The sequence below is a fragment of the Corallococcus terminator genome (assembly GCF_049194865.1).
GTDB lineage: Bacteria > Myxococcota > Myxococcia > Myxococcales > Myxococcaceae > Myxococcus > Myxococcus terminator_A.
Window position 1 is genome coordinate 35,882 of sequence record NZ_JBLZWL010000029.1, and the last position, 25,894, is coordinate 61,775.

The window sequence follows — 25,894 nt, forward strand, 5'->3', positions numbered from 1 at the left end:
GTCAGGCGGGGTGGTAGCGGGCGAGCACGCAGGTGACGTTGTCGTTGCCGCCCGCGGCGTTCGCCATGTCGATGAGCTGGGAGCACGCCTTCTCCAGCTCCGGCGTGCGGCCCAGGATCTCCTGCATCTGCGGGTCCGTCACCATGCCGCTCAGGCCGTCCGAGCACAGCAGGAAGACGTCGCCCGGCTGCGGCTCCACGCGGGAGACGTCCACCTGGACGTTCTCCTTCATGCCGAGGGCTCGGACGATGACGTTCTTGTGCGGGAAGTTCTCCACTTCCTCCGGCGAGAGCTTCTTCGCCTTGAGGTAGTCGTTGAGCAGGGAGTGGTCCTCGGTGATCTGCTTGAGGACTCCGGCGCGGAAGAAGTACACGCGGCTGTCGCCCACGTGCCCGACGTACGCGACGTCGCTGGCGAAGTGCAGGCTGACGATGGTCGTCCCCATGCCCTTGTATTTCGACTCGCTGCTGGCCTTCTCGAAGATGCGCGCATTGGCGAGCTTGATGCCGGTGGCCAACCGGTTCTCGTCATAGTTGCGCTGTTTATCCATCTTGAAGGGCCAGGTGCTGTCCTGGTCCTTGGACGTCATCTTGTAGAACTCACCCAACTCGTCCACGGCGATGCGACTGGCGATCTCTCCTGAGGAGTGTCCGCCCATCCCGTCCGCGACGACGAAGAGGTGCTCATCGGGCAGCATGAGGAAGTTGTCCTCGTTGTGGTTCCGCTTCATCCCGACGTGGGTGCTGCCGGCTACCTCGATGCGCATGCTCGGGGACTCTTCTAAGGGGACGAGAAACTGGCGGCGCACGTTAACAAAGCGCTCGGAAAACGGTCAAAAGACGTGCTCTTGGTGCGGTCAGACAGGGGACAGCGGGGCAGGGGAGGCAGGCTCGAAGCTCAAGCGGTCACCTTCCTGGGTGCCGCTCGCGGCCAGGACGCCCGCGGGAAGCTCCAGCACGGAGCGGGCCTGGAAGTACACGGAGGTCGTCCTCCAGGGGGGCAGCGCCATCATCTGCTTGACGATACGCCCCTGGGCGTCCAGGAAGGCGACGTCAATGGGGATGCGCATGAAGAACGTGTGGATGGAGTTGCAGGGCTGGATGTGGAGGCCCTCGCCCACGGCGAGCTGCTCGCGCCCCATCAGTCCCTTGAAGCGCTGGGCGAAGGAGGTGGCCTTCTCCGCCCGGTCCGCCAGCGGCTTCTGCCGCGTCTCGTTGGTCACCTTCCAGCGCATGTAGCGCGTTCTACCCCATGCTCGAGCCCCTGGCGCGTCCTCTGCATCTGGTTCTGGTCTCCCCCCAGATTCCCCCCAACACCGGCAACGTCGCCCGCCTCTGCGCGGTGACTGGCTGCCGCCTCATCCTGGTGGAGCCCCTGGGCTTCTCCATCGATGACCGGAACCTGAAGCGGGCCGGGTTGGACTACTGGGACAAGGTATTTCTACGGCTGTACCCGACTTATGGGGCGTACGTGGAGGCGTATCCGGAGGCGCGGCGGTGGCTGTTCTCGGCGCGGGCGGAGCAGACGTTGTTCGAGGCGCGGTTCGAGGAGGGGGACCACCTGGTGTTCGGCTCGGAGGTGACGGGGCTGTTGCCGGAGGTGATGGAGGGGGGGACGGGGACGGCGCTGACGATTCCGATGTTGGAGGGGCGGCGGAGCATGAACCTGTCCACGGCGGTGGGGGTGGGGACGTACGAGGCGCTGCGACAGGTGTGTTTCACCGGGGCGGGCAGGCGTGCACCCTCGGCAAGTTGAGGGGCGGTGAGGAGGGACTACACTGCGGCGAGGATGACTCCGTCGCAGGCCGCCGAAGCGCTGTATTCCGCCCACAAATCCCGAGCCACGGGCTGGCTGACGCTGTCCGCGGGAGGGCGTGAGTCGCGGCTGACGTTGCGCGAGGGTGACCTCGTGGGGACTCGGCTGGGGTTCGGGTATCAGAGTCCGGCGCAGGCGCTGTTGCAGAGCGGGTTGTTGAGCGCGGAGGCGTTGGATGCGCTCTGGGCGCGGGGTGGGGCGGGGGAGGCGGACGAGGAGTTGTTGGAGGAGCACGGCCTGGAGCAGGCCGCGGTGGTGGAGCAGCAGGTTCTGGCCCACGTGCGGCGGTTGAGTGAGCTGGCGGAGCGCGCGGCGTTCGAGCCTGGGAGCGTGGAGGCGGAGTTCCAGCCCATCTCCGGGGTGAGGGTGGTGCGGGCGGCGCTGGAGCGGCCGGGAGCGGGAGGGGCGAAGGGGAGGGTGTTCCGGTGCGCGGATGTGGCAGCGTGCGAGCCGTGGCTGACGGATGCGTCCGAGCGGGAGCTGCTGGAGACGCTCGGGGAGTTTCGGGAGCCGGAGTCGCTGACGCCCGCGCGCGAGGCGCTGCTGCTCGTGCTGGAGCGCGAGGGTGGGGTCGAGGCGCTGTCGGTGGAGGAGTGGGAGGCGAGAGAGGAGGCGCGGAGGCAGGAGGAAGAGGAGGCGCGCAAGCGGGCGGAGGAGGAGCGCCTCCGTGCCGAGGAGGAAGCTCGGCGGGCGGAGGAGGAGCGGCTTCGCGCGATTGAAGAGGCGCGGCTGGCGGAGGAGGCGAGGCTCCGCGCGATTGAAGAGGCGCGGCTGGCGGAGGAGGCACGGCTTCTCGCTGAGGCAGCGCGGCTGGCTGAAGAGGCTCGGCTGGCTGAAGAGGCGCGCCTGGCGGAAGAAGCCCGGCTGGCTGAAGAGGCTCGGCTCGCGGAAGAGGCTCGGCTCGCGGAAGAGGCTCGGCTCACTGAAGAGGCTCGGCTCGCTGAAGAGGCTCGGGTCCGTGTCGAGCAAGAGCGTCGCGCGGAGGAGGCTCGACTCGCGGAGGAGGCCCGCCTCGCGGAAGAGGCTCGGGTCCGTGCCGAGGAAGAGCGACTCGCCGAAGAGGCCCGCCTCGCGGAAGAGGCCCGCCTCGCGGAAGAGGCTCGGGTCCGTGCCGAGGAAGAGCGACTCGCCGAAGAGGCACGCCTCGCGGAAGAGGCCCGCCTCGCGGAAGAGGCTCGGGTCCGTGCCGAGGAAGAGCGTCGCGCGGAAGAGTCTCGACTCGCGGAAGAAGCCCGACTGGCCGAAGAGTCTCGACTCGCCGAAGAGGCGCGACTCGCCGAAGAAGCTCGGGTCCGTGTCGAGGAAGAGCGTCGCGCGGAAGAGGCGAGACTGGCCGAAGAGTCTCGACTCGCGGAAGAAGCCCGGCTGGCCGAAGAGGCGCGACTCGCTGAAGAAGCTCGGGTCCGTGCCGAGGAAGAGCGTCGCGCGGAAGAGGCACGTCTTGCCGAAGAGTCTCGACTCGCGGAAGAAGCCCGGGTTCGCGCCGAAGAAGAGCGTCGCGCGGAAGAGGCGCGACTCGCCGAAGAGGCTCGGGTCCGTGCCGAGGAAGAGCGTCGCGTCGAAGAGGCACGACTGGCTGAAGAGGCTCGACTCGCGGAAGAGGCCCGCCTTGCCGAAGAGGCTCGGGTCCTTGCCGAGGAAGAGCGTCGCGCGGAAGAGGCGCGGTTGGCCGAAGAGGCTCGACTCGCAGAAGAAGCCCGGTTGGCCGAAGAGGCTCGACTCGCCGAAGAAGCTCGGGTTCTCGCTGAGGAAGAGCGACTCGCCGAAGAGGCCCGCCTCGCTGAAGAGGCTCGGGTCCGTGCCGAGGAAGAGCGACTCGCCGAAGAGGCACGACTCGCGGAGGAGGCCCGCCTTGCTGAAGAGGCTCGGGTCCGTGCCGAGGAAGAGCGTCGCGTCGAAGAGGCTCGACTCGCGGAGGAGGCCCGCCTCGCCGAAGAGGTTCGGGTCCGTGCTGAAGAAGAGCGACTCGCCGAAGAGGCTCGACTCGCGGAGGAGGCCCGCCTTGCCGAAGAGGCTCGGGTCCGCGCCGAGGAAGAGCGACTCGCCGAAGAGGCTCGACTCGCAGAGGAGGCCCGCCTCGCTGAAGAGGCTCGGGTCCGTGCTGAGGAAGAGCGACTCGCCGAAGAGGCTCGACTCGCGGAGGAGGCCCGCCTTGCCGAAGAGGCTCGGGTTCTTGCCGAAGAAGAGCGTCGCGCGGAAGAGGCTCGACTCGCCGAAGAAGCCCGACTGGCCGAAGAGGCTCGACTCGCCGAAGAAGCCCGTGTCCGTGCCGAGGAAGAGCGTCGCGCGGAAGAGGCGCGACTGGCCGAAGAGGCTCGACTCGCGGAAGAGGCGCGACTCGCGGAAGAGGCTCGACTCGCGGAAGAAGCCCGGCTGGTCGAAGAGGCTCGGGTCCGTGCCGAGGAAGAGCGTCGCGCCGAAGAGGCTCGACTGGCCGAAGAGGCCCGCATCGCGGAAGAAGCCCGGCTGGCCGAAGAGGTGCGACTAGCCGAAGAGGCTCGGGTCCGTGCCGAGGAAGAGCGTCGCTCGGAAGAGGCACGCCTTGCCGAAGAGGCTCGGGTCCGTGCCGAGGAAGAGCGTCGCTCGGAAGAGGCACGCCTTGCCGAAGAGGCTCGGGTCCGTGCCGAGGAAGAGCGTCGCGCCGAAGAGGCCCACCTCGCGGAAGAAGCCCGCCTTGCCGAAGAGGCTCGGGTTCGTGCCGAGGAAGAGCGTCGCGCGGAAGAGGCGCGACTGGCCGAAGAGGCTCGGGTCCTTGCGGAGGAAGAGCGTCGCGCGGAGGAGGCTCGACTCGCGGAGGAGGCCCGCCTCGTCGAAGAGGCTCGGGTCCTTGCGGAGGAAGAGCGTCGCGCCGAAGAGGCACGCCTTGCCGAAGAGGCTCGGCTGGCTGAAGAGGCACGCCTGGCGGAAGAGGCTCGCCTTGCGGAAGAGGCACGCCTGGCTGAAGAGGCGCGCCTGGCGGAAGAAGCCCGGCTGGCTGAAGAGGCACGCCTCGCGGAAGAAGCCCGGCTGGCCGAAGAGGCTCGGCTGGCTGAAGAGGCACGCCTCGCGGAAGAAGCCCGGCTGGCCGAAGAGGCTCGGCTGGCTGAAGAGGCACGCCTCGCGGAAGAGGCTCGGCTGGCTGAAGAGGCACGCCTCGCGGAAGAAGCCCGGCTGGCCGAAGAGGCTCGACTCGCCGAAGAAGCTCGACTCGCCGAAGAAGCTCGACTCGCCGAAGAAGCTCGCGTCCGTGCCGAGGCAGAGCATCGCGCGGAAGAGGCTCGACTCGCGGAAGAAGCCCGGCTGGCGGAAGAAGCCCAGGTCCGTGCCGAGGAAGAGCGTCGCGCGGAAGCGGCGCGACTCGCGGAGGAGGTCCGACTCGCCGAAGAAGCTCGAGTTCGCGCCGAAGAACAGCGACTCGCGGAAGAGGCCCGCCTCGCGGAAGAAGCCCGGGTCCGTGCCGAGGAAGAGCGTCGCGCCGAAGAGGCTCGGCTGGCCGAAGAGGCCCGCCTCGCGGAAGAAGCCCGGCTGGCCGAAGAGGCCCGCCTCGCGGAAGAAGCCCGGCTGGCTGAAGAGGCCCGACTCGCCGAAGCAGTTCGGGTCCGTGCTGAGGCAGAGCATCGCGCGGAAGAGGCCCGCCTCGCGGAAGAAGCCCAGCTCCGCGCCGAGGAAGCGCGACTCGCCGAAGAAGCCCAGCTCCGTGCCGAGGAAGAGCGACTCGCCGAGGAAGCACGGATCGCCGAAGAGATTCGGATCGCCGAAGAGGCTCAGCTTCGTGCCGAAGACGAGCGACTCGCCGAGGAAGCACGGATCGCCGAAGAGATTCGGATCGCCGAAGAGGCCCAGCTCCGTGCCGAAGACGAGCGACTCGCCGAGGAAGCACGGATCGCCGAAGAGGAGCGTCACGCCGAGGAGGTCCGTCTCGAAGTCGAGCGTCGTCGCGCGGATGCGGTACGTCGCGCGAAGGAGGCGCGTCAGGCTGAACACACCCGGCTCGCGGAAGAACAGCGCCTCGCCGAAGAGGCCCTTCAGGCCCCGCCCCTCGAACTCCCCGCCCCGTCGACTCCCGCCGCCGATGATGCGTCGGACGACATCGATGCCCTGACCCTCGACGTCGGGGACATCATCCCGGCGGACCCCGAGGAGGCGCCGCCCCCGAACCCGTTCCCCCGCGCCTCCAACGTCCCGCCGCTCGCGGCGTCTTCAGCTCAAGCGGACCTCCCCCTCCACGCCGAGAGCCGCGAGGCCCTTCGCTCCGCCAGGGAGCGTGCCCAGGCGGAACTCCTCCACGACATGGAGGAGGCCCTGCGTCGCTCGAAGGCGCAGCCGCTCGAGCCTTGGCTCGCGGACGAGCCCCCCGGCACCGTCCCCCCCACGCGGACGCGCGACAGGGTCCCCGTCCAGGACGAGTCCTGGCGCGCGAGGGAGACCGTCCTCACTCCCCCGTCCGAGTCGGAGGCCGACCTGCCCCTGCTCGAGGTCGAGCCGGAGCTCTGGGCCGACGCGGTCCCCGCGGGAGATCCGCTCCCCACACCGCCCGCCCTGCCGCGGCGCCCCGTCGCGGGCCCCCCGGTCCTCACCCCCGTCGCCAAGGACGGCCCTCCCGTCCTCATGCCCGTGGCACCCGACGAGGGGCCGGAGGAAGCGCCCCTCGAACCAGAGGCCGACGACAGCCTGTGGGCCACGCGCCCCTCACCCGTCGCCGCGCCGCCGCCGCTGCGCCTGGGCCCCACTCCGGCTCGGAAGGCCACCGAGGACGACCTCTGGCGCATCGTCTCCTTCGACAAGGACGAGGCCGCCGAGACGCTGACCGCCTCCTTCGAGGCCGCGCTCCAGCAGGTGGATGCCCACCTGGAGACGCTCGTCCGCTCGGATGTCAATCAGGCGAACGTCGACGAGCCTCCAGTCGAAGGCATCGTCGAAGCGACCATTGAATCCGACTTCGAGACCTTCCCCGGTGACAACACCGGCCCAACTGGCGAGACTGCGTGGTCCGAGCCGTCCGGTGATCTGGACGACTGGGATTTCGACGAGGACGACGTGGCAGCGGATCCCTCCAACCCCGACGAGGCAGCGAAGCTGCGGCGCCAGCGCCTGCTGCGCCGTGCGATGGAGAACATGGGCGTCCTCGGGAACCGGGGTCCCCCCACGGCCACCGCCAGCGCAACGCCCGGGGCCGAGCCGATCCCCGCCGCCCCAGCCGCGCCCACCGGGCCCCCCAAGCCGGACGAGGCGCGCCACGCCCAGCAGATCGAGCAGCGCTTCGCCGACATCCAGGCCCGCAAGGACCACTTCTACGTGCTCGGCGTGCCCCAGGACGCCACGAGGGATCAGGTCAAGGCCGCGTTCCTGAGCCTGGCCAAGGTCTTCCACCCGGACCGCCTGCCGCCGACGCTGCCGCACCTGGCGCAGAAGATCACCTCCGTCTTCGAGGGCATCCGCGAGGCCTACGAGGTCCTCTACGACGACGCCCGCCGCAAGGCCTACATCCAGACCCTCCAGGCCCAGCAGTCGCTCCCCAAGGCCCCCTCGTCCCAGGGCATGTCGTCGTCCCGCCCCGCAGCAGGCCGGCCCGAGAGCAGCCCCGACGACCTCTACAAGATGGGCGAGGTCTACTTCCGCAAGCGCGACTTCATCACCGCGTCGGACCACTACGAGCGCGCCTACGCGCTGGACCCCAAGGCGACCTACCTGTCCGCGCGCGCCTGGGCCATCTACATGGACCCCGCGCGCAAGGCGGACATGGCCAAGGCCAAGCAGATGATGGCGGATGCGGTCCGCACCGACCCGAACTGTGACAGGGCCCACTACCAACTCGGCGTCATCGCCCGGGTGGAGGGCGACATGGACCGGGCCGAGCGCCACTTCCGCGACGCGGTGCGCTCCAACTCCAAGCACCTGGAGGCGAACCAGGAGCTGCGGCTGATCGACATGCGGAAGAAGAACCCACCCAAGAAGGGGGGATTCTTCCGCTGAGGCCGCCTCCGGCGCCCCACCGAGTCGTACCCCGGCGGATGGGAGCCTCGGCCGGGGGTTCGCTCTACCCTCCGGGGCCTGCTCGCACCCCCTGGTTGATCGGAGGGCAGACAGCTTCCCCGCCGCTCCAACCCATTGACATGCCTGGAAAGCGGGCAGGATGCTCCCCCGCGCCGGGCTCTTCCGCGAATCGTCCTCCGTGATGAAAGGCAAGTAACGTGGCCAAGCAGCACCTGCTCCTGGTGGATGGGGACGCGAAGAGTCTTCGCGTGATGGAGGTCAGCCTCAAGAAGGCCGGCTTCTCCGTGACGACGGCCATCCACGGCAAGGACGCCATCGAGAAGGTGCAGATCAGCCCGCCGGATCTGGTGCTCGCGGACACCAAGATGCCGGAGATGGATGGCTTCGAGCTGTGCAAGACGCTCAAGTCGGATGAGCGCTTCAAGTTCATCCCGTTCGTCTTCCTGACGAGCCAGAAGTCGGTCGAGTTCAAGGTGCGCGGCCTGGAGCTCGGCGGCGACGACTACCTGACCAAGCCGATCTACATCAAAGAGATCGTCACCCGCGTGAAGATGATCCTCCAGAAGGCGGAGAAGGAGAGGATCGAAAAGCGGGAGACGACGAAGGGTGGCTTCGCCGGCAGCCTCGCCGACATGGGCGTGGTGGACCTGGTCCAGACGTTCGAGATTGGCCGCAAGACGGGCGTCATCTCCATCCAGGGCGAGCGCACCGGCACCGTCTACTTCAAGGAAGGTCGCGTCATCGACGCGGAGCTGGGCCGGCTCAAGGGCGAGAACGCCTTCTACCGGCTGCTCAACACGTTCGAGGGCCAGTTCGACGTCCAGTTCACCTCGCTGGACAGGCCCGAGCGCATCGAAATCTCCACGCAGGGCCTGTTGATGGAGGGCATGCGGCGCCTGGACGAGTGGGGGCGCATGCTCGAGCAGCTGCCTCCGCTGGAGACGGTGTTCGAGATCGACTACCACCAGCTCGCCGACCGCCTCTCCGAGATTCCGGACGAAGTGAACGGGCTGCTGCGCCTGTTCGACGGCAAGCGCGCGCTGAGCCGCGTGGTGGAGGACTCGGACTTCGAGGACCTGGCCGCGCTGGGCATCATCAGCAAGCTGTACTTCGAGGGCCTCATCCGCGAGCTGGGCAACGCGCCGCTGGAGCCGGTGCAGAGCAGCAAGCCCGGCATCGAGCAGTGGCTCAACGCGGCCCCGCCGCCGAGCGCTCCCGTGGAGCCCGCGCCGCAGGCCGTCCCGGTTGCCCCGCACGTGGAGCCGGAGCCGCCCGTCGCCGTCGAGCCCGTGGCGCCGGAGCCGCCCGCGGTGCGCGTCATGCCGCCCAGCGTGCTCGCGCCGCCCGCGGGGGTGGAGGAGGAGCCCGTCACGGCGCCGCCCGAGGAGCACTTCGCTCCCGCGCCGGCGATGCCCGCCGAAGTTGTCGTCTTCCACGCGCGCCCCAAGCGTCAGGGCCCGGTGGCCGAGGACCCGGCGGATGCGGATGGTGATGCGCCCACGTTGCCGCCCGCGGTGGCGGAGGGCTCGTCCTTCCTCGTGGAGCCACCTCCGGCCCATCGCGCGGTGGAGCACGCGCACCGCAGCCTGCTGCTCGACTGGAGCCGCGTGGACACGGAGGGCATCAGTGCGCCCACGACGTGGGGCCCGGGCTCGGTGTGGTCGCCGGGGCCGCGTGGACGCGGGTCGAACGGAGGGTCTTCGGCACAGGCCTTGGCCTCGAACTCGCCCGCCGCCGAGCCCGCGACGCCTCCCCGTGCGCCCATCTTCGGGGGCGCGGCGGTGGGGCCCAATCCCTTCCCGCCCGTGCCGCCTCCGACTCCCGCGCCTCCGTCTTCCGAGGTGACGCTGGTGAGCGGCAACGAGTCCGCCGCCGACGTCGATACCATCGCGGAGGTCGAAGAGGTCCCCGCGTCGCCGCCGCAGCAGCTCGCGCTGCCTCCGTATCCAGGGCATGGCGTTCCCGAGCGTCCCTTCGTCGCGCCCTCCATCCCCGAGGAGCCCCCGACGCCGTCCGCGCCGCCTCCGTCGCTCGTCACTCCGGTGACGCCGACGCCGGTAGTGGCGCCGACGCCCGTCCTCACGTCCCCCTCGCCCGTGGTGACGCCGTCGAGTCCGGCTTCCTCCGACTCCGAGGTGGCCCCTGTCCGCCCCAAGCGGACGAGGCTCTACATCGCGGGGGCGCTGGCCCTCATCGGCGCGGTGGCGGCGGTGGTCGTCATCGGAGGCGGAGGCGAGAAGCCGAAGGACCCGCCGCCTCCCGAGCCGCCGAAGGTGGAGGCCGTCCAGACGCCTCCTCCGACGCCCCCGGACGTCGTCGTACCCGTGCCCGCCGAGGTCGACTCGGGCACCGCCGTCGTCGAGGTGCCCGCCGCGACGGACTCGGGCACCGCCGTCGTCGAGACGCCCGTGGCCGCCGAGCCCGATGCGGGCACCTCCGTGGTGGAGGCGCCGCCCGCGGCTGCTGACTCCGGCACCGTTCAGGCTCCGGTGGACCCGGAGGTCGAGTACGCGGGGCTCATCAAGCAGGCGAGGACGGCCACTGTCGGCAGTCGCTACAAGTCCGCTGCGGCGTTCTATCGCAAGGCGCTGATCTTCAAGCCGGGCTCCACCGAAGCGAAGGCGGGGCTGGGCATCGCCCTGGTCAACGGCTTCGAGTCCGAGGCGGCCTTCCGTGAGGCCACGAAGCTGCTCGCGGACGTGGTGCGCGACGAAGAGAAGAACTCACGGGCCTGGCTGTCGCTGGGCATGGCCTACCAGTCCATCGGCAAGAATTCCCAGGCGGCCGACGCCTACAAGAAGTATTTGATGCTGGAACCCTCGGGGGCATCCGCCAACGAGGTCCGCACGATGCTCAAGACGCTCGGCAACTGAGTGGGCGGCGGACCTCGCGGTGCTCTCCCCGCCCTGCTGGAAGTGAAGTGAGTCGCCTTGCTCGTCCTCGGCCTGGAAACCTCCTGTGATGAGACCGCCGCCGCCGTCGTGGAGGATGGGCGGCGGGTGCTGTCGGACGTCGTCTCCACCCAGGTGGACATCCACCGGCGCTGGGGCGGCGTGGTGCCGGAGCTGGCCTCGCGCAACCACATCGTCCAGGTGATGCCCGTCATCCACGAGGCCCTGACGCGCGCGGGGAAGACGCTCGACGACGTGGACCTCATCGCCGTCACCTCCGGCCCCGGCCTCATCGGTGCGCTGCTGGTGGGGCTCCAGGTGGCCAAGGGGTTGAGCCTCGCCACCGGCAAGCCCTTCGTGGGCGCCAACCACCTGGAGGGTCACCTCTTGGCCATCCGGTTGCTGGAGGACGCTCCGGAGCCGCCGTTCCTCGGGCTCGTCGTCTCGGGTGGGCACACCAGCCTCTACGACGTGAAGGCCTTCGGCCATTACCAGCTGGTGGGCAGCACGCGCGATGACGCCGCGGGCGAGGCGTACGACAAGACGGCGCGCATCCTCGGGTTGCCGTACCCGGGTGGACAGCCAATCGACGAGCTCGCGAAGAAGGGTGACCCGGCGGCCATCCGCTTCCCGCGCGCGCTGCCGGGGGACAACTTCGACGTGTCCTTCTCCGGGTTGAAGACGGCGGTGCTCCACCACGTGCAGAAGCACGGCGTGCCCCAGGGGCAGGCGCTGAACGACTTGTGCGCCTCGTTCCAGGAGGCGGTGGCGGACGTGCTGTCGAAGAAGCTGGTGGCCGCCGCGCGCAGGCTGGGCCACAAGAATCTCGTGTTGTGTGGAGGCGTGGCCGCCAACTCGCGGCTGCGGGCGCTGTGTCAGCAGCGCGCCGAGGAGCGGGGGCTGCGCATGTTCCTGCCGCCGGTGCGGTTGTGCACGGACAATGGCGCGATGATCGCCGTCGCGGGGTATGAGGCGTGGCGCCGCGGTCTGCGCGGAGACTTCCGTCTGGCGGCTGACCCCGCCTGGCGCATGTGAGCAAGGACACCCGGTTGGAATCGCCCAGAGACATTCTCAAGCGCCATGGCCTGCGCCCGAAGTACAGCTGGGGCCAGAACTTCCTCGGAGACGAGGAGGCCCTCGAGGCCATCGCGGACGCGCTGCACCTGCGCGCGGGTGAGCCCGTCGTCGAGCTGGGGCCCGGCCTGGGCCACCTCACCCGCTTCCTCGCCGCCACCGGCGCGCTCGTCACCGCCGTGGAGCGGGACAGGGACATGGTGACGGTGCTGGAGAAGGAGGCCATCCCCGGGGTGCGCGTGGTGGCGGGCAACGCCGCCACCGTGGACTTCGCCGAGGTGGCTGGTGCGCCCGAGGTCGCCGTCGTCGGCAACCTCCCGTATCACCTCTCCAGCAGCATCCTCTTTCGCGTGCTGGAGCAGCGCGCCCGCGTCTCGCGCGCCGTCTTCACGCTGCAGAAGGAAGTGGTGGAGCGGCTCGCCGCCGAGCCCGGCACGCGCGAGTACGGCCTGCTCACCGTGCTGCTCGGGCTGCACTTCGACGCGGAGAACGTCCTCACGCTGGAGGCCTGGCGCTTCCATCCGCCACCGAAGGTGGACTCCGCGGTGCTGTCGCTCACGCGCCGCAAGACGCCGCGCGCGCCCATCATCGACGAGGCGCGCTTCACCCGCGTGGTGAAGGCGTCGTTCGCCCAGCGCCGCAAGACGCTGCTCAACTCGCTGAAGTCCGACAAGGCGCTGGCCACGCCCGCAGTGATGCTGGCCGCGCTGGAGACGGCGGGCATCGACCCGATGCGCCGCGCGGAGACGCTCGCGCCGGAGGAGTTCGCCGCGATAGAGCGCGCGCTCGGCCCCGTGGCTCCGGGCACGGTGACGCCCAAGGTCGACCTGTCGGACGAGGGCGGCGCGGAGGAGTAGGGGAGGGGGCGAGCGCCCGCTCGCCTGTTCGCCTTGCTACCGGCAGCGCGTGCCGAGGGCCTGGAGCAGTCCGCCCTGTTGCTCCAGGAACGCGCGGAACTCCGCCTCGGGGATGCGCATGCGGGCCAGCACATCACGGAGGATCTCCTCCACGGTGCCGTCCTTGCGTCGCTTCAACTCGAGGGCCGTCTTCAGCAGCACCACGCCGTAGAGCGGGTCTGCTTCCACGGGAGGTTGCTCGTCCGGTGCCTTGGGCGCGGTGCTCTGGCGGGCCTCTTCGAGCCGCACCACCGTCTTCGCCCGCTGCCTTCCACTCATGACTGAAGGGCACCCCGCGCACACACCATGGAATCGGTGCGGACCGTAGGGGATGCCCCCCACAGCGTCAAGCGAGCCCTGGGGGTTCCCGTCATCCCCCGGGTCGTGGAAAATTGCCGATCCATACGGCCATGTTGTGTTATCCGCGCCCCCACGCGAGGCCCCGCGTCCTCGTCAGAGGCGGGCATGGGCCGCACCGCGCATTCCGGGTCGGGAGGCCTCGGCGGATGGACTACAGATACATCGTGGTCGAGGGGCCCATTGGCGTCGGAAAGACGAGCCTCTCCAACATCCTCTCGGAGCGGCTGAGCGCGCGGCGCGTGCTCGAAGTGGTGGAGGAGAACCCCTTCCTCTCCAACTTCTACACGGACCGGCAGAAGTTCGGCTTCCAGACGCAGATCTTCTTCCTCCTGTCGCGCTTCCGGCAGCAGCAGGAGCTGTTCCAGCAGGACCTCTTCCGCTCCGTCACGGTCAGCGACTACCTGTTCGCCAAGGACCGCATCTTCGCGCACCTCAACCTGGATGCGCACGAGCTGGCCCTCTACGAGCGCGTCTTCGAGGCGCTCGGGCCCCGCGTCACCAAGCCCGACGTCGTCGTCTACCTCCAGGCCCGCCTCGACGTGCTGCTCCAGCGCATCAAGAAGCGGGGCCGCGAGTTCGAGCGCAAGTTCGACTCCACCTACCTGGAGGGCCTGGTCCACGCGTACAACAACTTCTTCTTCCACTACACGGAGACTCCGCTCCTCGTGGTGGACACCTCGGATATTGATTTCGTGAATAACGAGGCGGACCGGGAAGACTTGCTCGCCGCCATCCGGAAGGCGAAGCCGGGGACGCAGCATTACCTCCCCAAGGCCTCCCGGCGGCCCTGATTCCGGGCTCCTGTCGGGTTGGCCGCTGATGAAGTCCCACGGGCGCCCAGGGGGCGTTAGACTGCTGGGGCCGACTTCGCGGCCTCCGGCGATCCCATGTTGGGACGGCGAGGGGCAGCGAGGCGGCTTCAGCCGTATCCACCCTCACCCATCAGGAGGTGAACCGTGAAGGACAAGGTCACCATCCATTCGCTGAAGCGCTTCAAGCAGATCGGCCAGAAGATCTGCATGGTCACCGCTTATGACGCCACGTTCGCCCACATCCTGGACCAATCGGGTGCGGACGTATTGCTCGTCGGTGACTCGCTGGGCATGGTCATCCAGGGCCATGACTCCACGCTGCCCGTGACGATGGACCAGATGGTCTACCACTCGGCGGCCGTCACCCGGGGCGCGAAGCGGGCGCACGTGGTGGGAGACATGCCCTTCTTGAGCTACCAGGTCTCCGCGCACGAGGCGGTCCGCAACGCGGGCCGGCTGGTGACGGAAGGCGGCGTGGGCAGCGTGAAGCTCGAGGGTGGCGTCGAATTCGCCGACACCGTCCGCGCCATCGTCCGCGCCAGCATCCCCGTCATGGGGCACCTGGGGCTGACGCCGCAGTCGGTCCACAAGATGGGCGGCTATGTCGTCCAGGGCCGCGACGAGGAGCAGGCGCGCAAGATTCTCGACGACGCGCTCGCCCTGGAGGCCGCCGGTGCCTACGCGCTGGTGCTGGAGGGCGTGCCGCTGGAGCTGGCGCGCACGATTACGCAGAGCCTGTCCATCCCCACCATCGGCATCGGCGCGGGACGTTATTGCGACGGACAGGTGCTCGTCTGTTACGACCTCTTGGGAATGAATCCGGACTTCAAGCCCAAGTTCGTCAAGCGCTACGCGAACCTGCACGGCTCCATCACCGAGGCCGCGGGCGCGTTCTTCACGGAGGTCCGGCAGGGCGCGTTCCCGGACGAGGACCACTCGTTCAAGGCGACCAAGAGCATCCGCCTCGTGGCCCCCGCGGCCGTGGGCGCGGGCTTGCTTCCGGAGGGCGAAGTCGCTGCTCCCGCCGAGGGTGAGGAGAAGGTCGGCCCCGTCTACGGGATTCCGGTCTAGCCATGGCGCCCGCCGTCCTACGCACCGTGGCTGAAGTGAAGACGTGGGCGGCGGGGCTGCGCCGTGAGGGGCGCCGGCTCGCGCTGGTGCCCACCATGGGCTTCTTGCACGAAGGGCACCTCTCGCTCATCCGCGAGGGGCGCCGTCGGGCCGACGTGGTGGCCGTCTCCATCTTCGTCAATCCCACCCAGTTCGGTCCCCGCGAGGACCTCTCGCGCTATCCGCGCGACTTCGAGGGCGACCTGGCCAGGTGTGGCGAAGCAGGCGCCGACGTCGTCTTCGCGCCGGTGCCCGAGGCCATGTATCCGCCCGGCTATGAGACCTACGTCGAGGTGACGGAGGTGAGCCAGGGGCTGTGTGGCGCCCGCCGTCCGGGACATTTCCGGGGCGTGGCCACCATCGTCACCCAGTTGCTGTCCCTCTTCCGGCCCGACGTGGCCCTCTTCGGGGAGAAGGACTACCAGCAACTCCAGGTCATCCGGGCGCTCAACCGGGACCTGCACCTGGGCGCGGACATCGTCGGGATGCCGACGGTTCGTGAGACCGACGGGCTGGCGATGAGCAGCCGAAATGCCTACCTGTCCTCCGAGGAGCGGCAGCGAGCGCTGTCCCTGTCGCGAGGACTCCGGGCCGCGCTGACGCTGCTGCAGGGCGGCACGCGGGACGCCCAGGCGCTGACGGGCGCCGTCCGGCACGAATTGACCTCCGCGGGGCTGCGGGAGGACTACGTGGAGCTGGTGGACGCCGAGCGCCTCACGTCGCTCACCTCGGTGGTACCCGGACAGGCCGCCCGCTTGCTCGTGGCGGCCTTCAGCGGCAATACACGCCTCATCGACAACATGGCGCTTGGCGGTTAGGAGACCCAGGACACGTATGGCATCGGGTGGAAAGTCGAAGGGGCCGGTAGGCGGCGAGCAGGGCATCAAGGTCGTCGCCGAGAACCGGCGTGCGCGCTTCGACTACACCGTGGACGAAAAGGTGGAAGCCGGCCTGGAGCTGACGGGAAGCGAGGTGAAGTCACTGCGACAAGGGGAGGCGAACCTCTCGGACGCGTACGCCCTGCCCAAGGGCAGTGAGCTGTTCTTGCTCAATGCGCACATCGGTTCCTACAAGTCCGCCAGCGTGTTCGACCATTTTCCCACGCGCGGTCGGAAGCTGCTGATGCACCGGACCGAGATTGACCGTTGGACCACCAAGGTGCGGGAGCGTGGTTATTCCATCATCCCGCTTGTGCTGTATTTCAAGCAGGGGCGCGCCAAGGTGGAGCTGGGGCTCTGTCGGGGCAAGACACACGAAGACAGGCGCCACGACATCAAGGAACGGGAGACGAAGCGGGAGATGGACCGGGCCGTGCGCCGCCGTTGAGCGCGACCGCAGTTCTTACCGCCGTACCACCGGATGGAAGACACGAAGGATTTGGACAAGAAGGAGCGGCTGCTCGCCTCGCTGGACCAGGGGATGGTGATGATCCACCTGGACGCGCGAAGGCCGGGCGTGCTCGTTCCCGCAGCACTCCGGGGAGAGGCCCATCTGCGCCTCAACCTGTCGTACCGCTTCGACCCACCGGACCTCACGGTGACCGAGTGGGGGGTGCGCTGCACGCTGAGCTTCTCGGGCTCACGCTTCACGGTGGCGGTGCCGTGGTCGGCGCTGTTCGCCATCGCCAGTCATGTGACGAAGGAGTCGTGGATGTTCATGGAGGACATGCCGCCGGAGCTGCTGCAGCAGTCCGCCGTGGCGCGTCCTCCGCCGCAGCCGCTCCCGGCGCCCGTGCCCGTTGCCGCCGAGCGTCCGCGCACCTTCCTGCGCGAAGTGCCCACCGAGCCCCTGGAAGAGGTGGCGCCACCGCCTCCTCCGGAAATCCCGCCGCCCGAAGGGCCGAAGGATGACTCGCCTCCGCCGCGTCGGGGGCACCTGCGTCTGGTGAAGTGACGAAGCGCGAGGACCACGAAGCCGTGGCCTCGCCGCTCGGTGCTCAGCGCTGGAGCTTCACTTCGAGCTGGGCCGCCTTGGCTCCCGGGAAGGTGCCCTTCCACGTGCGGTAGCCCTTGCGGCGCACCTGCACGGAGACAGGGCCTTCCGGATACACGTTGTCGAGCGCCAGCGGCGTCGTCCCCACGGGCTTGTCGTCCACGAGCACCGTCGCGCCCGAGGGCTCGCTCATGAGCATGAGCACGGGCGCGGCCATGGGTTTATCCATGCTGGCCATGAGTCGCCCGGAGACCTGGTCGCGTTGAGGCCAGAGCCACACGCTGCCGCCCGCCGCCGCCGCGACACCCAGGAGCGCGATGATGCGTCGGCCCCATCGTCTGGGGGCACGCGAGGCGGGAACCTGGTCGAAGGTGCTCTCCGGATGAGGGGCGCGTTCCTCCAACTCGAGGGCCTCGGGGCCCGCGAGAGACACGCTCGGCGCCGAGGGCCTGCGCGGTGTGCCTTCGATGCTGTCGGCGATGGACTGGGTGGCGGACGTCGCCGCCTCCATCGCTGGAGGACGACGTGCGATGGCCGGCGCGCCGCGCTGAGGGCCAGGAGGTGTCGCACCGAAGGGCTTCGTCTTCGGTGCGTGGGGCGTCCCGGAAGAAGTCGAGGCACCGTTCCCGACGGGCGCTCCCTGGAACGAGGAGTCGTCCTCGAAAGAAGGGAACGCACCCGCCGCGAGGAACGGGGACGCATGCTCCTCCGACGCCGCGAAGGCCCCCGGGGCCGGAGGCGCGAGCTGGGCGGCACAGACGGAGCAGGGCGCGCGAGGCGCGGACAACGGCGAGCCGCAGCGAACGCAGCGGTGGATGAGCCGTCCACTCGAGCTCATCTCGATGCCCGCCACCTCCGCGGGCTCGTCCATGCCTGGCGAGAAGGAGAGTGCCGACGACGACGCGGGGGCCGACGGGTTGCTTCCTCCCGCAGTCGCGCCGCTCACCGTCTCGCCCTGCTCCTTCAGCGTGGGAGGCAGGGAGAGCGTCGTCAGGAAGGCGGTGAGGGCGTGCGCGCTCGCGGGTTCACCTGACTGGGCAAGCCACCGCGCGAGCACCTCGGCGACGGCTTCCGGTGAAGCGAAGCGAGCTTCGGGCGCGCGAGCCAGCATGCGCTGAACCACGGCGGCGAGGGGCGCGGGCACCTCCGGAGGCAGCGGCGGGACATCTCGCGAGACGATGGCCACGGCGAGAGAGCCCGGTTGCATCGTGGACGCGAAGGGATGTGCGCCGGTGAGCAGCTCGTGGAAGACGATGCCCAGGGAGAACTGGTCGCTCAGCGCGGTGGCGGGAGCGCCCTGGAGGACCTCGGGGGCGCTGTAGGCTTCCTTGCCCTTGAAGAGTCCCGGCGCGGTGAAGGACGCACCGCTCAGCAGCGCGATGCCGAAGTCCGTCACCTTCACCTCGCCCTCACGGGACACGAGGATGTTGGACGGAGACACGTCCCGGTGGGCCACGAGCAGCGGACGTCCCTCGTGGAGCTTGCGGTAGGCGTGGTGAAGGCCCGCGAGCGCCTGGAGCGTGACGAACGCGGCCAGGTGTGGAGGAAAGCGCTGACGATGCTTCGCGGCCAGGCGCAGCAGCACGCCCAGGTCCCACCCGTCCACCAGCTCCATGACCAGGAAGAGGCCCGAGGGGCTCTCGCCCACGTCGAACACGGTGGCGATGTTCTGGTGCTGGAGCTGCGTGGCCAGCCGGGCCTCGGCCAGGAACATCCTCGCGATTTCAGGCTCCTGGGCCAGGTGCGGGAGGATGCGCTTGATGGCGACGGTGCGCTCGAAGCCCTCCGCGCCCCGGGCCACGCCGAGGAACAGCTCCGCCATGCCTCCGGAGGCCAGGGGCCTGACGAGCCGATAGCGTTCGTTCAAGGTGGGGCCCTCCGGGCAGCTGTTCTTCAGGCGGTGGGGGACTGGGTGATGTCGCGCAGCAGCTTCCAGGGATAGATGCCGGTGGTGTGGCCGTCGCTGAAGGCGAAGGTCAGCGCGTAGTTGCCCACCGGGTGGACCTGCTTGACGCGCAGGTCCGCGGGCACCTTCGTCTGGTCCAGCGTGCGCTGGTTCGTCCACTCGTCCACGCAGCCTGCGCAGGGGCACTGCTGGCGGAGCGCCTGCGCGGAGGCGCCCGACTTCAGACCGTCATCCCACGTCAGCTCCAGTTGGGAACCGTCGGGGGACAGGCGGGCATCCGTCGCGGTGGCGGAGGGAGTCGAGGGCTTGATGCGGTCCCAGAAGCTCAACGTTGCACCTTTCGAAAGCTCAACAGCGATGCGCCCTCCCTAGCATCCTTCCGGGCGGGGGCGCGCGCCTCACGAGGCCAGCTTGACGGGCAGCCGGTGGCCTTCCAGCCGCACGCCCTTCTTGGCCACCACCCGGCGCAGGGCCGCCACCACCTGAGGGTCCAACTGCGCGCCAGTGAGGCTGTCGAGAATCTCCATCGCCTTCTCCAGCGGCATGGCCTTCTGGTACGGGCGCGTGGAGGTGCAGGCGTCGAAGGTGTCCGCGCACCCGACGATGCGGGCCAGCATGGGGATGTCCTCGCCCCGGAGCTTGTCGGGATAGCCGGTGCCGTCCCACCGCTCGTGGTGGTGGCGCACGCACGCGCGCACCGCGCCCAGGAAGCTCACCGGGCCGATGATGGCGTCACCGATGGCCGGGTGCTCGCGCATGATGGCCATCTCCTGGTCCGTCAGCTTCGTCTGCTTGCAGAGGATGGACTCGACGATGCCAATCTTGCCGATGTCGTGGAGGATGCCGCCGTACTGGAGCTGGCGCAGCTCGCGCTCGGTGAGGTTCAGCTCCCGGCCAATCTCCACCGACAAGTCGCCCACCCGCTGGCTGTGACCGCGCGTGTACGCGTCCTTGGAGTCGATGGAGTTGGCCAGCGCGACGATGGTCTCCAGATATCCCTTCTCCAGGCTCTCGTAGAGGCCGCGGTTCTCCATGTCGTATGCGAGCAGTTGCTTGCTCATGTAGTTGAACGTCTGGGCCAGCTCGCCCACTTCGTTCTTCTGCGGAATCTTCACCTCCACGCCGAACTTCCCGCGTGCCAGCTCCAGGGCCCCGTCGGTGAAGACCTTGAGGGGGCGGGTGAGGTTGCGCGAGAAGAGGGCCGCCAGCACCAGCGCGACGAGGATGGCCGCGCCCAGGCCCATGAGGATGCGTCGCTCCATCGTCTCCACCTGGCGATAGGCGTGCTCCACCGGCTGCTCGGAGACGATGGCCCAACCTGTCTCGGGCAGCACCGTGTACGCGGCCACCACCGCGTCGCGGCCATCGCCGAAGTTGCCGACGTGGAACAACTCCGCGTCGGGCGTGCTGGCCAGCTGCCGCAGCAGGTGCGCCACCGGGCTGCGCTGCGAGACGTCCCCGCCCAGCGCCGCCACGCCGCCGCCTCCGACGACGAGGTGACCCCGGTTGTCCGACAGGTACGCGAAGCCGGTGCTGCCCACGCGCTCCTGCTCCAGCATCTGCCGCAGGCCCGCCAGCGACAGGTCCGCGGCGATGAAGCCCTTCACGGGCTCGCCCACGGGGAAGGCCATCGTCAGCACCGGTCCACCGTTTCCGGTGGCGACCACGTCGGAGTAGAGCCGACCTTCCCTGCGGCCATCGAGCAACGCGCGACCGCGCTCCTCATGCGACGCGAGCGCGGTGGGGGGCACATCGTGACGCGAGAAGGCCTGGAGCCCGGGGAGGCGCTTGCCGTCCGGACCGAAGACGGTGATGGCCAGCACCTCGCGGCGCTGTGAGAGCACCGACGCCAGATGCGTCTGCTGCGCCTCAATGGGCAGGGCGAAGAAGTTCGGCACGCGGGCCAGGCTCAGGACGGCCTCGGTGGGCTCACCCAGGAAGATTTCGGCCTTGAGCCGAAGCTGCTTCACCCGCTCCTGTGCCAGCTCCTGCGCGTCGCGCACCAGGAGCTCTCGCGTGTGGGAGACGGACAACCACCCCACCATCAGCGTGGGGACGATGCTGACGACGAGCATCAACAGGAGGATGGCTTTGAACAGGCGCACGGGGCGGCTCCTCCATGGACTACTGCCACGGGCCCTTCTTGACGTTGATTGAGAGTCGCGCGGGGACGAGCTCGAACCGGCGGACGGCCGACGGCTCGGAGCGACCCGACGCGCCCACCGCTCGCACCGTCCACCAGTAACGTCCGGCGGGCAGCACGGGCAGCGTCACCTCGGGCGTCGTGGTCGTCTGCGTGACGACGGTCGCGCCCGCCGAATCCCGGGCGACCTCGACTTCATAACGCTCCACTCCGGGCACCGCCGCCCAGGTCAACTTCACCGGCCCCAGTTGGTCATGCTTGTCCGCGCGCAGCTTCAGCACCGCGCCGTTTCTAGGCTGCTCGGGCTGGGGCACCGCCAGGGGCGGGGGGGGCGCGACGGGAGGTCGGCCCTTCTCCACGAGGACGGTTTCTCCAGGGGCGACGGGCCGCGTGACGCCCTCGGCCTCCACGCGCACGGGGGGGCCTCGGGTGACGCTGACGGTGGTGGTGCCCGCGTCCGGCTCCACGTGCACGCTGAATGAGGAGGGGTGGGGGGCGCGTCCGGCGGACACCAGCGTCCCGGCCGCGTTGGCCGCCTCGGACGCCTGCGCATAACGCGCGGTGCGGAAGTGGACCTCCGCCTCGCTCAGCCGTGCCTCGGCTTCCGGGAGGACTCCCGCGCCCTTCGCCTGGGCGACGAGGGTGCGCGCCGTCTCGAGCGCCTTGAGCGCAAGGGCCCGCTCCTGCCCCGGCAGCTTCAGGCGCGTGCCGGGGGCGACGGCATCCGAGGGCAGGTCATTGAGCGCGCGCAGCTCGGCCGTGGCGCTCGCGTCTCCGAGGACGCGCTCCGCCACTTCCCGCAGGGACTCCCGGGGGCCCACCACCGTGGTGTCCGGGGGGGATGCGCTCAACCACGCGAGCAGGAACAGGGCCATCCTCATTGGAAGACAATCTCCCTTCCCGCCTGGATGGTGGCCGCGGAGGTGCCCACGGAAAGTGACTGATTGGCGGGCTGCTTCAACTCCGCGTCGATGCGTCCGCGCAGCACCGTCAGGTCCGTGCGGGGACGGCCGGGCCTCGGGCGCGTTTCAGCGATGCCGATGAGCGAGTCATCGCCCAGGTGCACCATGCTCCCAGTGCCGCTGAAGACGAGGTCCGCGCCCGCACCGGCCTCGGTGCGCACCTTGTCGTTCTCGAACAACGGGACGCCCTCACTGGCGGTGCTCCACTCGTCGGCGGTGGCGCGCTTGATTTGGACGTTCCCTTTCAACCCGCGCAGGTGCGCGCGAGGCACGGGCGCTGGAGTGTTGGACGTCGTGGGCACGGCGGGCGCGTCCTCGGCGGTGCAGCCGAGCGGCGAAGCCGGGAGCGCGAGCGCGAGCAGCATGGGGAGCCAACGTCGACCATTCACGAGAAGGGGTCCGTCCGGAAAAGCAGGTTCCCCCAGGCTAATCCAATCGGCGGTGTCGCAGGCAGGGCAGGTCGCGACGGATGCGCGACTGCAGCTCCGGGTCCACCGGGGCGACGGCCAGGCCCTCGCCCTCCGACGCCCTCGCCGTCACCAGCCCCCAGGGGTCCACCACCATGGCGTGGCCATACGTCTGCCGCTGGGCCGAGTGCCGGCCGCCCTGGGCGGGCGCCAGCACGTACGCCTGGTTTTCGATGGCGCGCGCCCTCAGCAGCACCTCCCAGTGGTCCTTGCCGGTCATCAGGGTGAAGGCCGCAGGCACCGCCAGCAGCGTCGCCCCGTCCTTGGACAGCCGGCGGTAGAGCTCCGGGAATCTCAAGTCGTAGCAGACCGAGAGCCCCAGCCGACCCACCTCCGTGTCCGCCGCCACGACCTCCGTCCCCGGTGCCACCGCCGCGGACTCCTGGTAGGTCGCACCATCCCCCACCTCCACGTCGAACAGGTGCATCTTCCGGTAGACGGCGCGCCGCTCGCCGTCCGGGCCGAACAGGACGCTGGTGTTGTAGAGCCGACCGCCGGGCGCGCCGGTTTCCAGGACACTGCCGGCGAGCAGCGTCACCTTCCGCTCGCGCGCCAGCTCCGCCATCCGGGAGAGGGTGGGTCCATCCAAGCCCTCGGCCGCGCCCTGGCGCTCCGGCTCGGGTCCCATCCAGGAGAAGTTCTCTGGCAATCCCACCAGGCGAGCACCCAGGTCGCAGGCGCGCCGGAAGAGCCGGGTGGCGACTTCCACGTTGAAGGCCTTGTCCGCAGTGGACACCATCTGGGCGGCGGCGATGAGGTGCATGGAGCCCGTTATAACGCCCGTCCGGTACGCGGAACCCCTGGGAATTCCTTGCCCTGTTGGCCAGGTTTCACGGGACCCGAGAGGGAGCGTCCTTCCTTTACACCCCGCTGGGGCGTGTGTTACGGACGCGCCCGACATTTTTCGATTTTCACCTCGAAAAGTGGGCCGCCGTGCCCGCTTTTCGCGTTTTTGGAGTCTGGTTTCCCAGTCATGTCGGAGAAGAACCTCAAGCAGACGGTGGAGGAACGGGCCCTTTCAGTGCTCGAACCCCTCGTTGCGGGCGAGGGCCTGGAGCTCGTGGACCTGGAGTACATCCGGGAGCGCGAGGGCTGGGTGTTGCGGCTCTTCATCGACAAGCCAGGGGGCCGGGTAGGACTGGACGAGTGCAGTCAGGTGTCCCGCGCGGTGGACCCGGTGCTGGACGTGGAGGACATCATCCCCCACGAGTACAGCCTGGAGGTCTCCAGCCCCGGAGTGGACCGGCCGTTGAGGAAGCCGAACCACTACGAGCGCGTCCAGGGTCAGAAGGTGAAGGTGAAGACGTTCGGGCCGGTGGGCGAGCCGCCGCGCAAGAGCTTCACTGGCACGCTGACCGGGGTGGCGGGCGACGGTATCTCGGTGGAGGTGGAAGGCGCCGGAACCTTCCACATCCTCTTCAAGGATATCGCCAAGGCGAACCTGGAGTTCGAGTTCTAGACGTCGACATACAGGGCACCCTGCCGCGCGGGGGGCCCGTGGCCCATTCAGGAGAAGACCATGCCTACGCAGCAAGCCAACCCGAACGTCAATCTCAACCTCGTCCTGGACCAGGTCGCCAAGGACAAGGGCATCGAGCGGGCTGTGCTGATTGCCACCCTCGAGGACGCGATGAAGACCGCGGCCAAGAAGCACTTTGGCCAGGACCGCAACCTCGAGGCGAAGTACGACGCGGACAAGGGCGTGGTGGAGCTGTTCCAGGCCATCGTCGTGGTCGACGAAATCACCGACCCGGTTCAGGCGGTCAATCAGATCATCCTGGCGGAGGCCCACAAGAAGGGCATGGAAGTGGAGCCCGGTGACGAGCTCGTCTTCCAGATCTTCTACCGGGACGAGGACGCCAACGAGGCCAAGGCCCAGGACGACCAGTACGGCGACATCCTCCGGCTGAAGACCTTCCGCCGCGGCTTCGGGCGCATCGCCGCGCAGACGGCCAAGCAGGTCATCCTGCAGCGCACGCGGGACGCGGAGCGCGAGAACGTCTTCAACGAGTACAAGGACCGCAAGAACGAGATCGTCACCGGCATCGCCCGCCGGTTCGAGCGCGGCAACATCATCGTGGACCTGGGCCGCGCGGAGGCCGTGCTGCCGGTGCGCGAGCAGGTCCCGCGTGAGACCTACCGTCCGGGCGACCGCGTCCAGGCCTACGTGCTGGACGTGCTGCGCGAGTCCAAGGGCCCGCAGATCGTCCTCAGCCGCGCCTCGGTCAACCTGCTCACCAAGCTCTTCGAGATGGAGGTGCCCGAAATCGCCGAGGGCATCGTCGTCATCGAGGCCGCCGCGCGCGAGCCGGGTGGCCGCGCGAAGATCGCCGTCTCCAGCCGGGACTCGGACGTGGACCCGGTGGGCGCGTGCGTGGGCATGAAGGGCAGCCGCGTGCAGGCGGTGGTGCAGGAATTGCGCGGAGAGAAGATCGACATCGTCCCGTACGACGAGGACCCGGCCCGCTTCGTGTGCTCGGCGCTGGCGCCCGCGGAGGTCAGCCGCGTCATCATCGACGAGTCCAACCACGCCATGGAGCTCATCGTCCCGGACGACCAGCTCAGCCTGGCCATCGGCCGGCGCGGACAGAACGTGCGCCTGGCGGCCCAGCTGACGGGCTGGAAGCTGGACATCAACAGCGAGAGCCGCGTTCGCGAGATGCGCGAGTTCGCCGGCCGCTCGCTGGGCTCGCTGCCGGGCGTCAACGAGATGCTGGTGGAGACGCTTTACGCCCACGGCTTCCGGCAGGCCCGGGACGTGGCCGAGGCCAACGCGGAGATGCTGGCGCAGATCCCCGGCGTGGACCCCGCCCGCGTCCCCTCCATGCAGGAGGAAGCCCGGAAGCGCATGGTGGATGACCAGGCGGAGCTGTCCCGGATGGATTATGAAAGGGAGCAGGCCCGGCTGGCCGAGGCTCGCCGCCACCCCGACGAGCTGTCCCAGGCCGAGCGCATGGCTCGCGTGCGCGGCGTTGGCGAGAAGACCATCGAACAGCTCATGGCGTCCGGCTACCGCACGGTGGAGGACATCGCCAACGAGAAGGACCTGGCGAAGCTGGGCGACGTTCCGGGTGTGGGCATCAAGAAGGCGCGCCAGCTCAAGAGCGCGGCGGAGAACTACCTCGTGGAGGAGGCCAAGCTGCGCACGGAACTCAACGCCGAGCGCGGAATCACGACGGCGACCCTGGATGGTGGCGCGGAAGCCACCAAGTCGCCGTAAGCTAGCGGGAAGCTAGGAAGAGGAGAGGGACGACGTGGGGCGCCCGACAGGTCGCTCGGTACCAGCGGAGCAGAGCGCGCGGTCAGGCCCGGTCCGGATGTGCGTCGGATGCGGGTCCAAGCGATCGCAGGCGGAGCTCACCCGGTTCGTGATAGGGCCTGGGGGTGCCATCGTGGTGGACAGGGAGCGGCGGCTGCCCGGACGGGGCGCCTACCTGTGCGGTGTCGGTTGTATGACGGCAGCGTTGAAGCGGAAGGCGTTTGGTCGGGCTTTTCGCGGGAAGGCGGGGTTGGTAGACCCGTCACAGCTCGGGTAGGCATAGGAGCCTGCGCC

The 25,894-nt window shown here is 69.2% G+C and carries 22 protein-coding genes; 13 read left to right on the forward strand and 9 right to left on the reverse strand.

Features of this window, described 5'->3' with window-relative positions:
* Position 1: 1 nt before the first annotated feature.
* Together ACN469_RS11415 and ACN469_RS11420 are read right to left on the reverse strand one after the other, a co-directional pair.
* The gene (locus ACN469_RS11415; protein ID WP_498767069.1) at positions 2-766 is read right to left on the reverse strand and encodes a Stp1/IreP family PP2C-type Ser/Thr phosphatase; all 765 of its coding nucleotides are present in this window, start codon (positions 764-766) and stop codon (positions 2-4) included.
* Between the two features lie 90 nt (positions 767-856).
* Positions 857-1,234 (reverse strand): DUF192 domain-containing protein, encoded by a 378-nt coding sequence (locus ACN469_RS11420; RefSeq protein ID WP_498767070.1) that lies wholly within the window; start codon positions 1,232-1,234, stop codon positions 857-859.
* A gap of 17 nt (positions 1,235-1,251) precedes the next feature.
* On the opposite strand from ACN469_RS11420, the gene ACN469_RS11425 reads away from it, so the two are divergent.
* The 5 genes from ACN469_RS11425 to rsmA all read left to right on the forward strand — a co-directional run bounded on the left by ACN469_RS11425 (position 1,252) and on the right by rsmA (position 12,610).
* Positions 1,252-1,755, forward strand: coding sequence for a tRNA (cytidine(34)-2'-O)-methyltransferase (locus ACN469_RS11425; protein WP_163866861.1), 504 nt, complete (start codon positions 1,252-1,254; stop codon positions 1,753-1,755).
* Positions 1,756-1,788: 33 nt separating this feature from the next.
* Positions 1,789-7,767: a J domain-containing protein gene (locus ACN469_RS11430; RefSeq protein WP_498767072.1), complete on the forward strand. Its 5,979-nt coding sequence runs from the start codon at positions 1,789-1,791 to the stop codon at positions 7,765-7,767.
* Between the two features lie 218 nt (positions 7,768-7,985).
* Complete coding sequence (locus tag ACN469_RS11435) at positions 7,986-10,661, forward strand: response regulator (RefSeq protein WP_498767074.1); 2,676 nt, start codon at positions 7,986-7,988, stop codon at positions 10,659-10,661.
* Positions 10,662-10,718: 57 nt separating this feature from the next.
* Positions 10,719-11,714: a tRNA (adenosine(37)-N6)-threonylcarbamoyltransferase complex transferase subunit TsaD gene (gene tsaD / locus ACN469_RS11440; protein ID WP_498767076.1), complete on the forward strand. Its 996-nt coding sequence runs from the start codon at positions 10,719-10,721 to the stop codon at positions 11,712-11,714.
* Positions 11,715-11,728: 14 nt separating this feature from the next.
* Positions 11,729-12,610: a 16S rRNA (adenine(1518)-N(6)/adenine(1519)-N(6))-dimethyltransferase RsmA gene (rsmA, locus tag ACN469_RS11445; protein ID WP_498767078.1), complete on the forward strand. Its 882-nt coding sequence runs from the start codon at positions 11,729-11,731 to the stop codon at positions 12,608-12,610.
* Positions 12,611-12,646: 36 nt separating this feature from the next.
* Here the strand turns inward: rsmA and ACN469_RS11450 are convergent, their stop codons facing one another.
* On the reverse strand, positions 12,647-12,928 hold the full coding sequence (locus ACN469_RS11450; RefSeq protein WP_498767080.1) for a hypothetical protein: 282 nt from the start codon (positions 12,926-12,928) through the stop codon (positions 12,647-12,649).
* Positions 12,929-13,155: 227 nt separating this feature from the next.
* Here ACN469_RS11450 and ACN469_RS11455 point away from each other — a divergent pair, with 227 nt between their 5' ends.
* The 5 genes from ACN469_RS11455 (at position 13,156) to ACN469_RS11475 (ending at position 16,824) form a co-directional block, all read left to right on the forward strand.
* Positions 13,156-13,800 carry a deoxynucleoside kinase gene (locus ACN469_RS11455; protein ID WP_141647302.1) on the forward strand — a complete coding sequence of 215 codons (645 nt, stop codon included), beginning with the start codon at positions 13,156-13,158 and terminating at the stop codon, positions 13,798-13,800.
* A gap of 165 nt (positions 13,801-13,965) precedes the next feature.
* Positions 13,966-14,892 carry a 3-methyl-2-oxobutanoate hydroxymethyltransferase gene (panB, locus tag ACN469_RS11460; RefSeq protein ID WP_498767083.1) on the forward strand — a complete coding sequence of 309 codons (927 nt, stop codon included), beginning with the start codon at positions 13,966-13,968 and terminating at the stop codon, positions 14,890-14,892.
* 2 nt (positions 14,893-14,894) lie between these two features.
* On the forward strand, positions 14,895-15,749 hold the full coding sequence (gene panC, locus ACN469_RS11465; protein WP_498767085.1) for a pantoate--beta-alanine ligase: 855 nt from the start codon (positions 14,895-14,897) through the stop codon (positions 15,747-15,749).
* Between the two features lie 16 nt (positions 15,750-15,765).
* Positions 15,766-16,257 carry an SsrA-binding protein SmpB gene (smpB, locus tag ACN469_RS11470; RefSeq protein WP_498767087.1) on the forward strand — a complete coding sequence of 164 codons (492 nt, stop codon included), beginning with the start codon at positions 15,766-15,768 and terminating at the stop codon, positions 16,255-16,257.
* A gap of 33 nt (positions 16,258-16,290) precedes the next feature.
* The gene (locus ACN469_RS11475) at positions 16,291-16,824 is read left to right on the forward strand and encodes a ClpXP protease specificity-enhancing factor SspB (protein ID WP_498767089.1); all 534 of its coding nucleotides are present in this window, start codon (positions 16,291-16,293) and stop codon (positions 16,822-16,824) included.
* Between the two features lie 43 nt (positions 16,825-16,867).
* On the opposite strand, the gene ACN469_RS11480 is transcribed toward ACN469_RS11475, so the two are convergent.
* The 6 genes from ACN469_RS11480 to ACN469_RS11505 form a co-directional block, all read right to left on the reverse strand.
* Entirely contained in the window at positions 16,868-18,730 is a 1,863-nt protein-coding gene (locus tag ACN469_RS11480) for a serine/threonine-protein kinase (protein WP_498767091.1), read from the reverse strand.
* A 26-nt stretch (positions 18,731-18,756) separates the two neighbouring features.
* Positions 18,757-19,098, reverse strand: a complete 342-nt coding sequence (locus ACN469_RS11485; RefSeq protein ID WP_498767093.1) for a DUF971 domain-containing protein — start codon at positions 19,096-19,098, stop codon at positions 18,757-18,759.
* Positions 19,099-19,167: 69 nt separating this feature from the next.
* Positions 19,168-20,874, reverse strand: coding sequence for an HD domain-containing phosphohydrolase (locus ACN469_RS11490; protein ID WP_498767095.1), 1,707 nt, complete (start codon positions 20,872-20,874; stop codon positions 19,168-19,170).
* A gap of 19 nt (positions 20,875-20,893) precedes the next feature.
* The gene (locus ACN469_RS11495) at positions 20,894-21,793 is read right to left on the reverse strand and encodes a peptidoglycan-binding protein LysM (protein ID WP_498767097.1); all 900 of its coding nucleotides are present in this window, start codon (positions 21,791-21,793) and stop codon (positions 20,894-20,896) included.
* Positions 21,790-22,239, reverse strand: a complete 450-nt coding sequence (locus ACN469_RS11500) for a FecR domain-containing protein (protein ID WP_498767293.1) — start codon at positions 22,237-22,239, stop codon at positions 21,790-21,792. Before ACN469_RS11500 ends, ACN469_RS11495 begins: the two co-directional genes overlap by 4 nt.
* Before the next feature lie 61 nt (positions 22,240-22,300).
* Positions 22,301-23,104 (reverse strand): carbon-nitrogen hydrolase family protein, encoded by an 804-nt coding sequence (locus ACN469_RS11505; protein WP_498767099.1) that lies wholly within the window; start codon positions 23,102-23,104, stop codon positions 22,301-22,303.
* Between the two features lie 210 nt (positions 23,105-23,314).
* Here ACN469_RS11505 and rimP point away from each other — a divergent pair, with 210 nt between their 5' ends.
* The 3 genes from rimP (at position 23,315) to ACN469_RS11520 (ending at position 25,877) form a co-directional block, all read left to right on the forward strand.
* Entirely contained in the window at positions 23,315-23,800 is a 486-nt protein-coding gene (gene rimP, locus ACN469_RS11510; RefSeq protein WP_498767101.1) for a ribosome maturation factor RimP, read from the forward strand.
* A gap of 60 nt (positions 23,801-23,860) precedes the next feature.
* Positions 23,861-25,561 carry a transcription termination factor NusA gene (gene nusA, locus ACN469_RS11515; protein ID WP_498767103.1) on the forward strand — a complete coding sequence of 567 codons (1,701 nt, stop codon included), beginning with the start codon at positions 23,861-23,863 and terminating at the stop codon, positions 25,559-25,561.
* Positions 25,562-25,658: 97 nt separating this feature from the next.
* Complete coding sequence (locus tag ACN469_RS11520) at positions 25,659-25,877, forward strand: YlxR family protein (protein WP_498767105.1); 219 nt, start codon at positions 25,659-25,661, stop codon at positions 25,875-25,877.
* Positions 25,878-25,894: the final 17 nt, after the last annotated feature.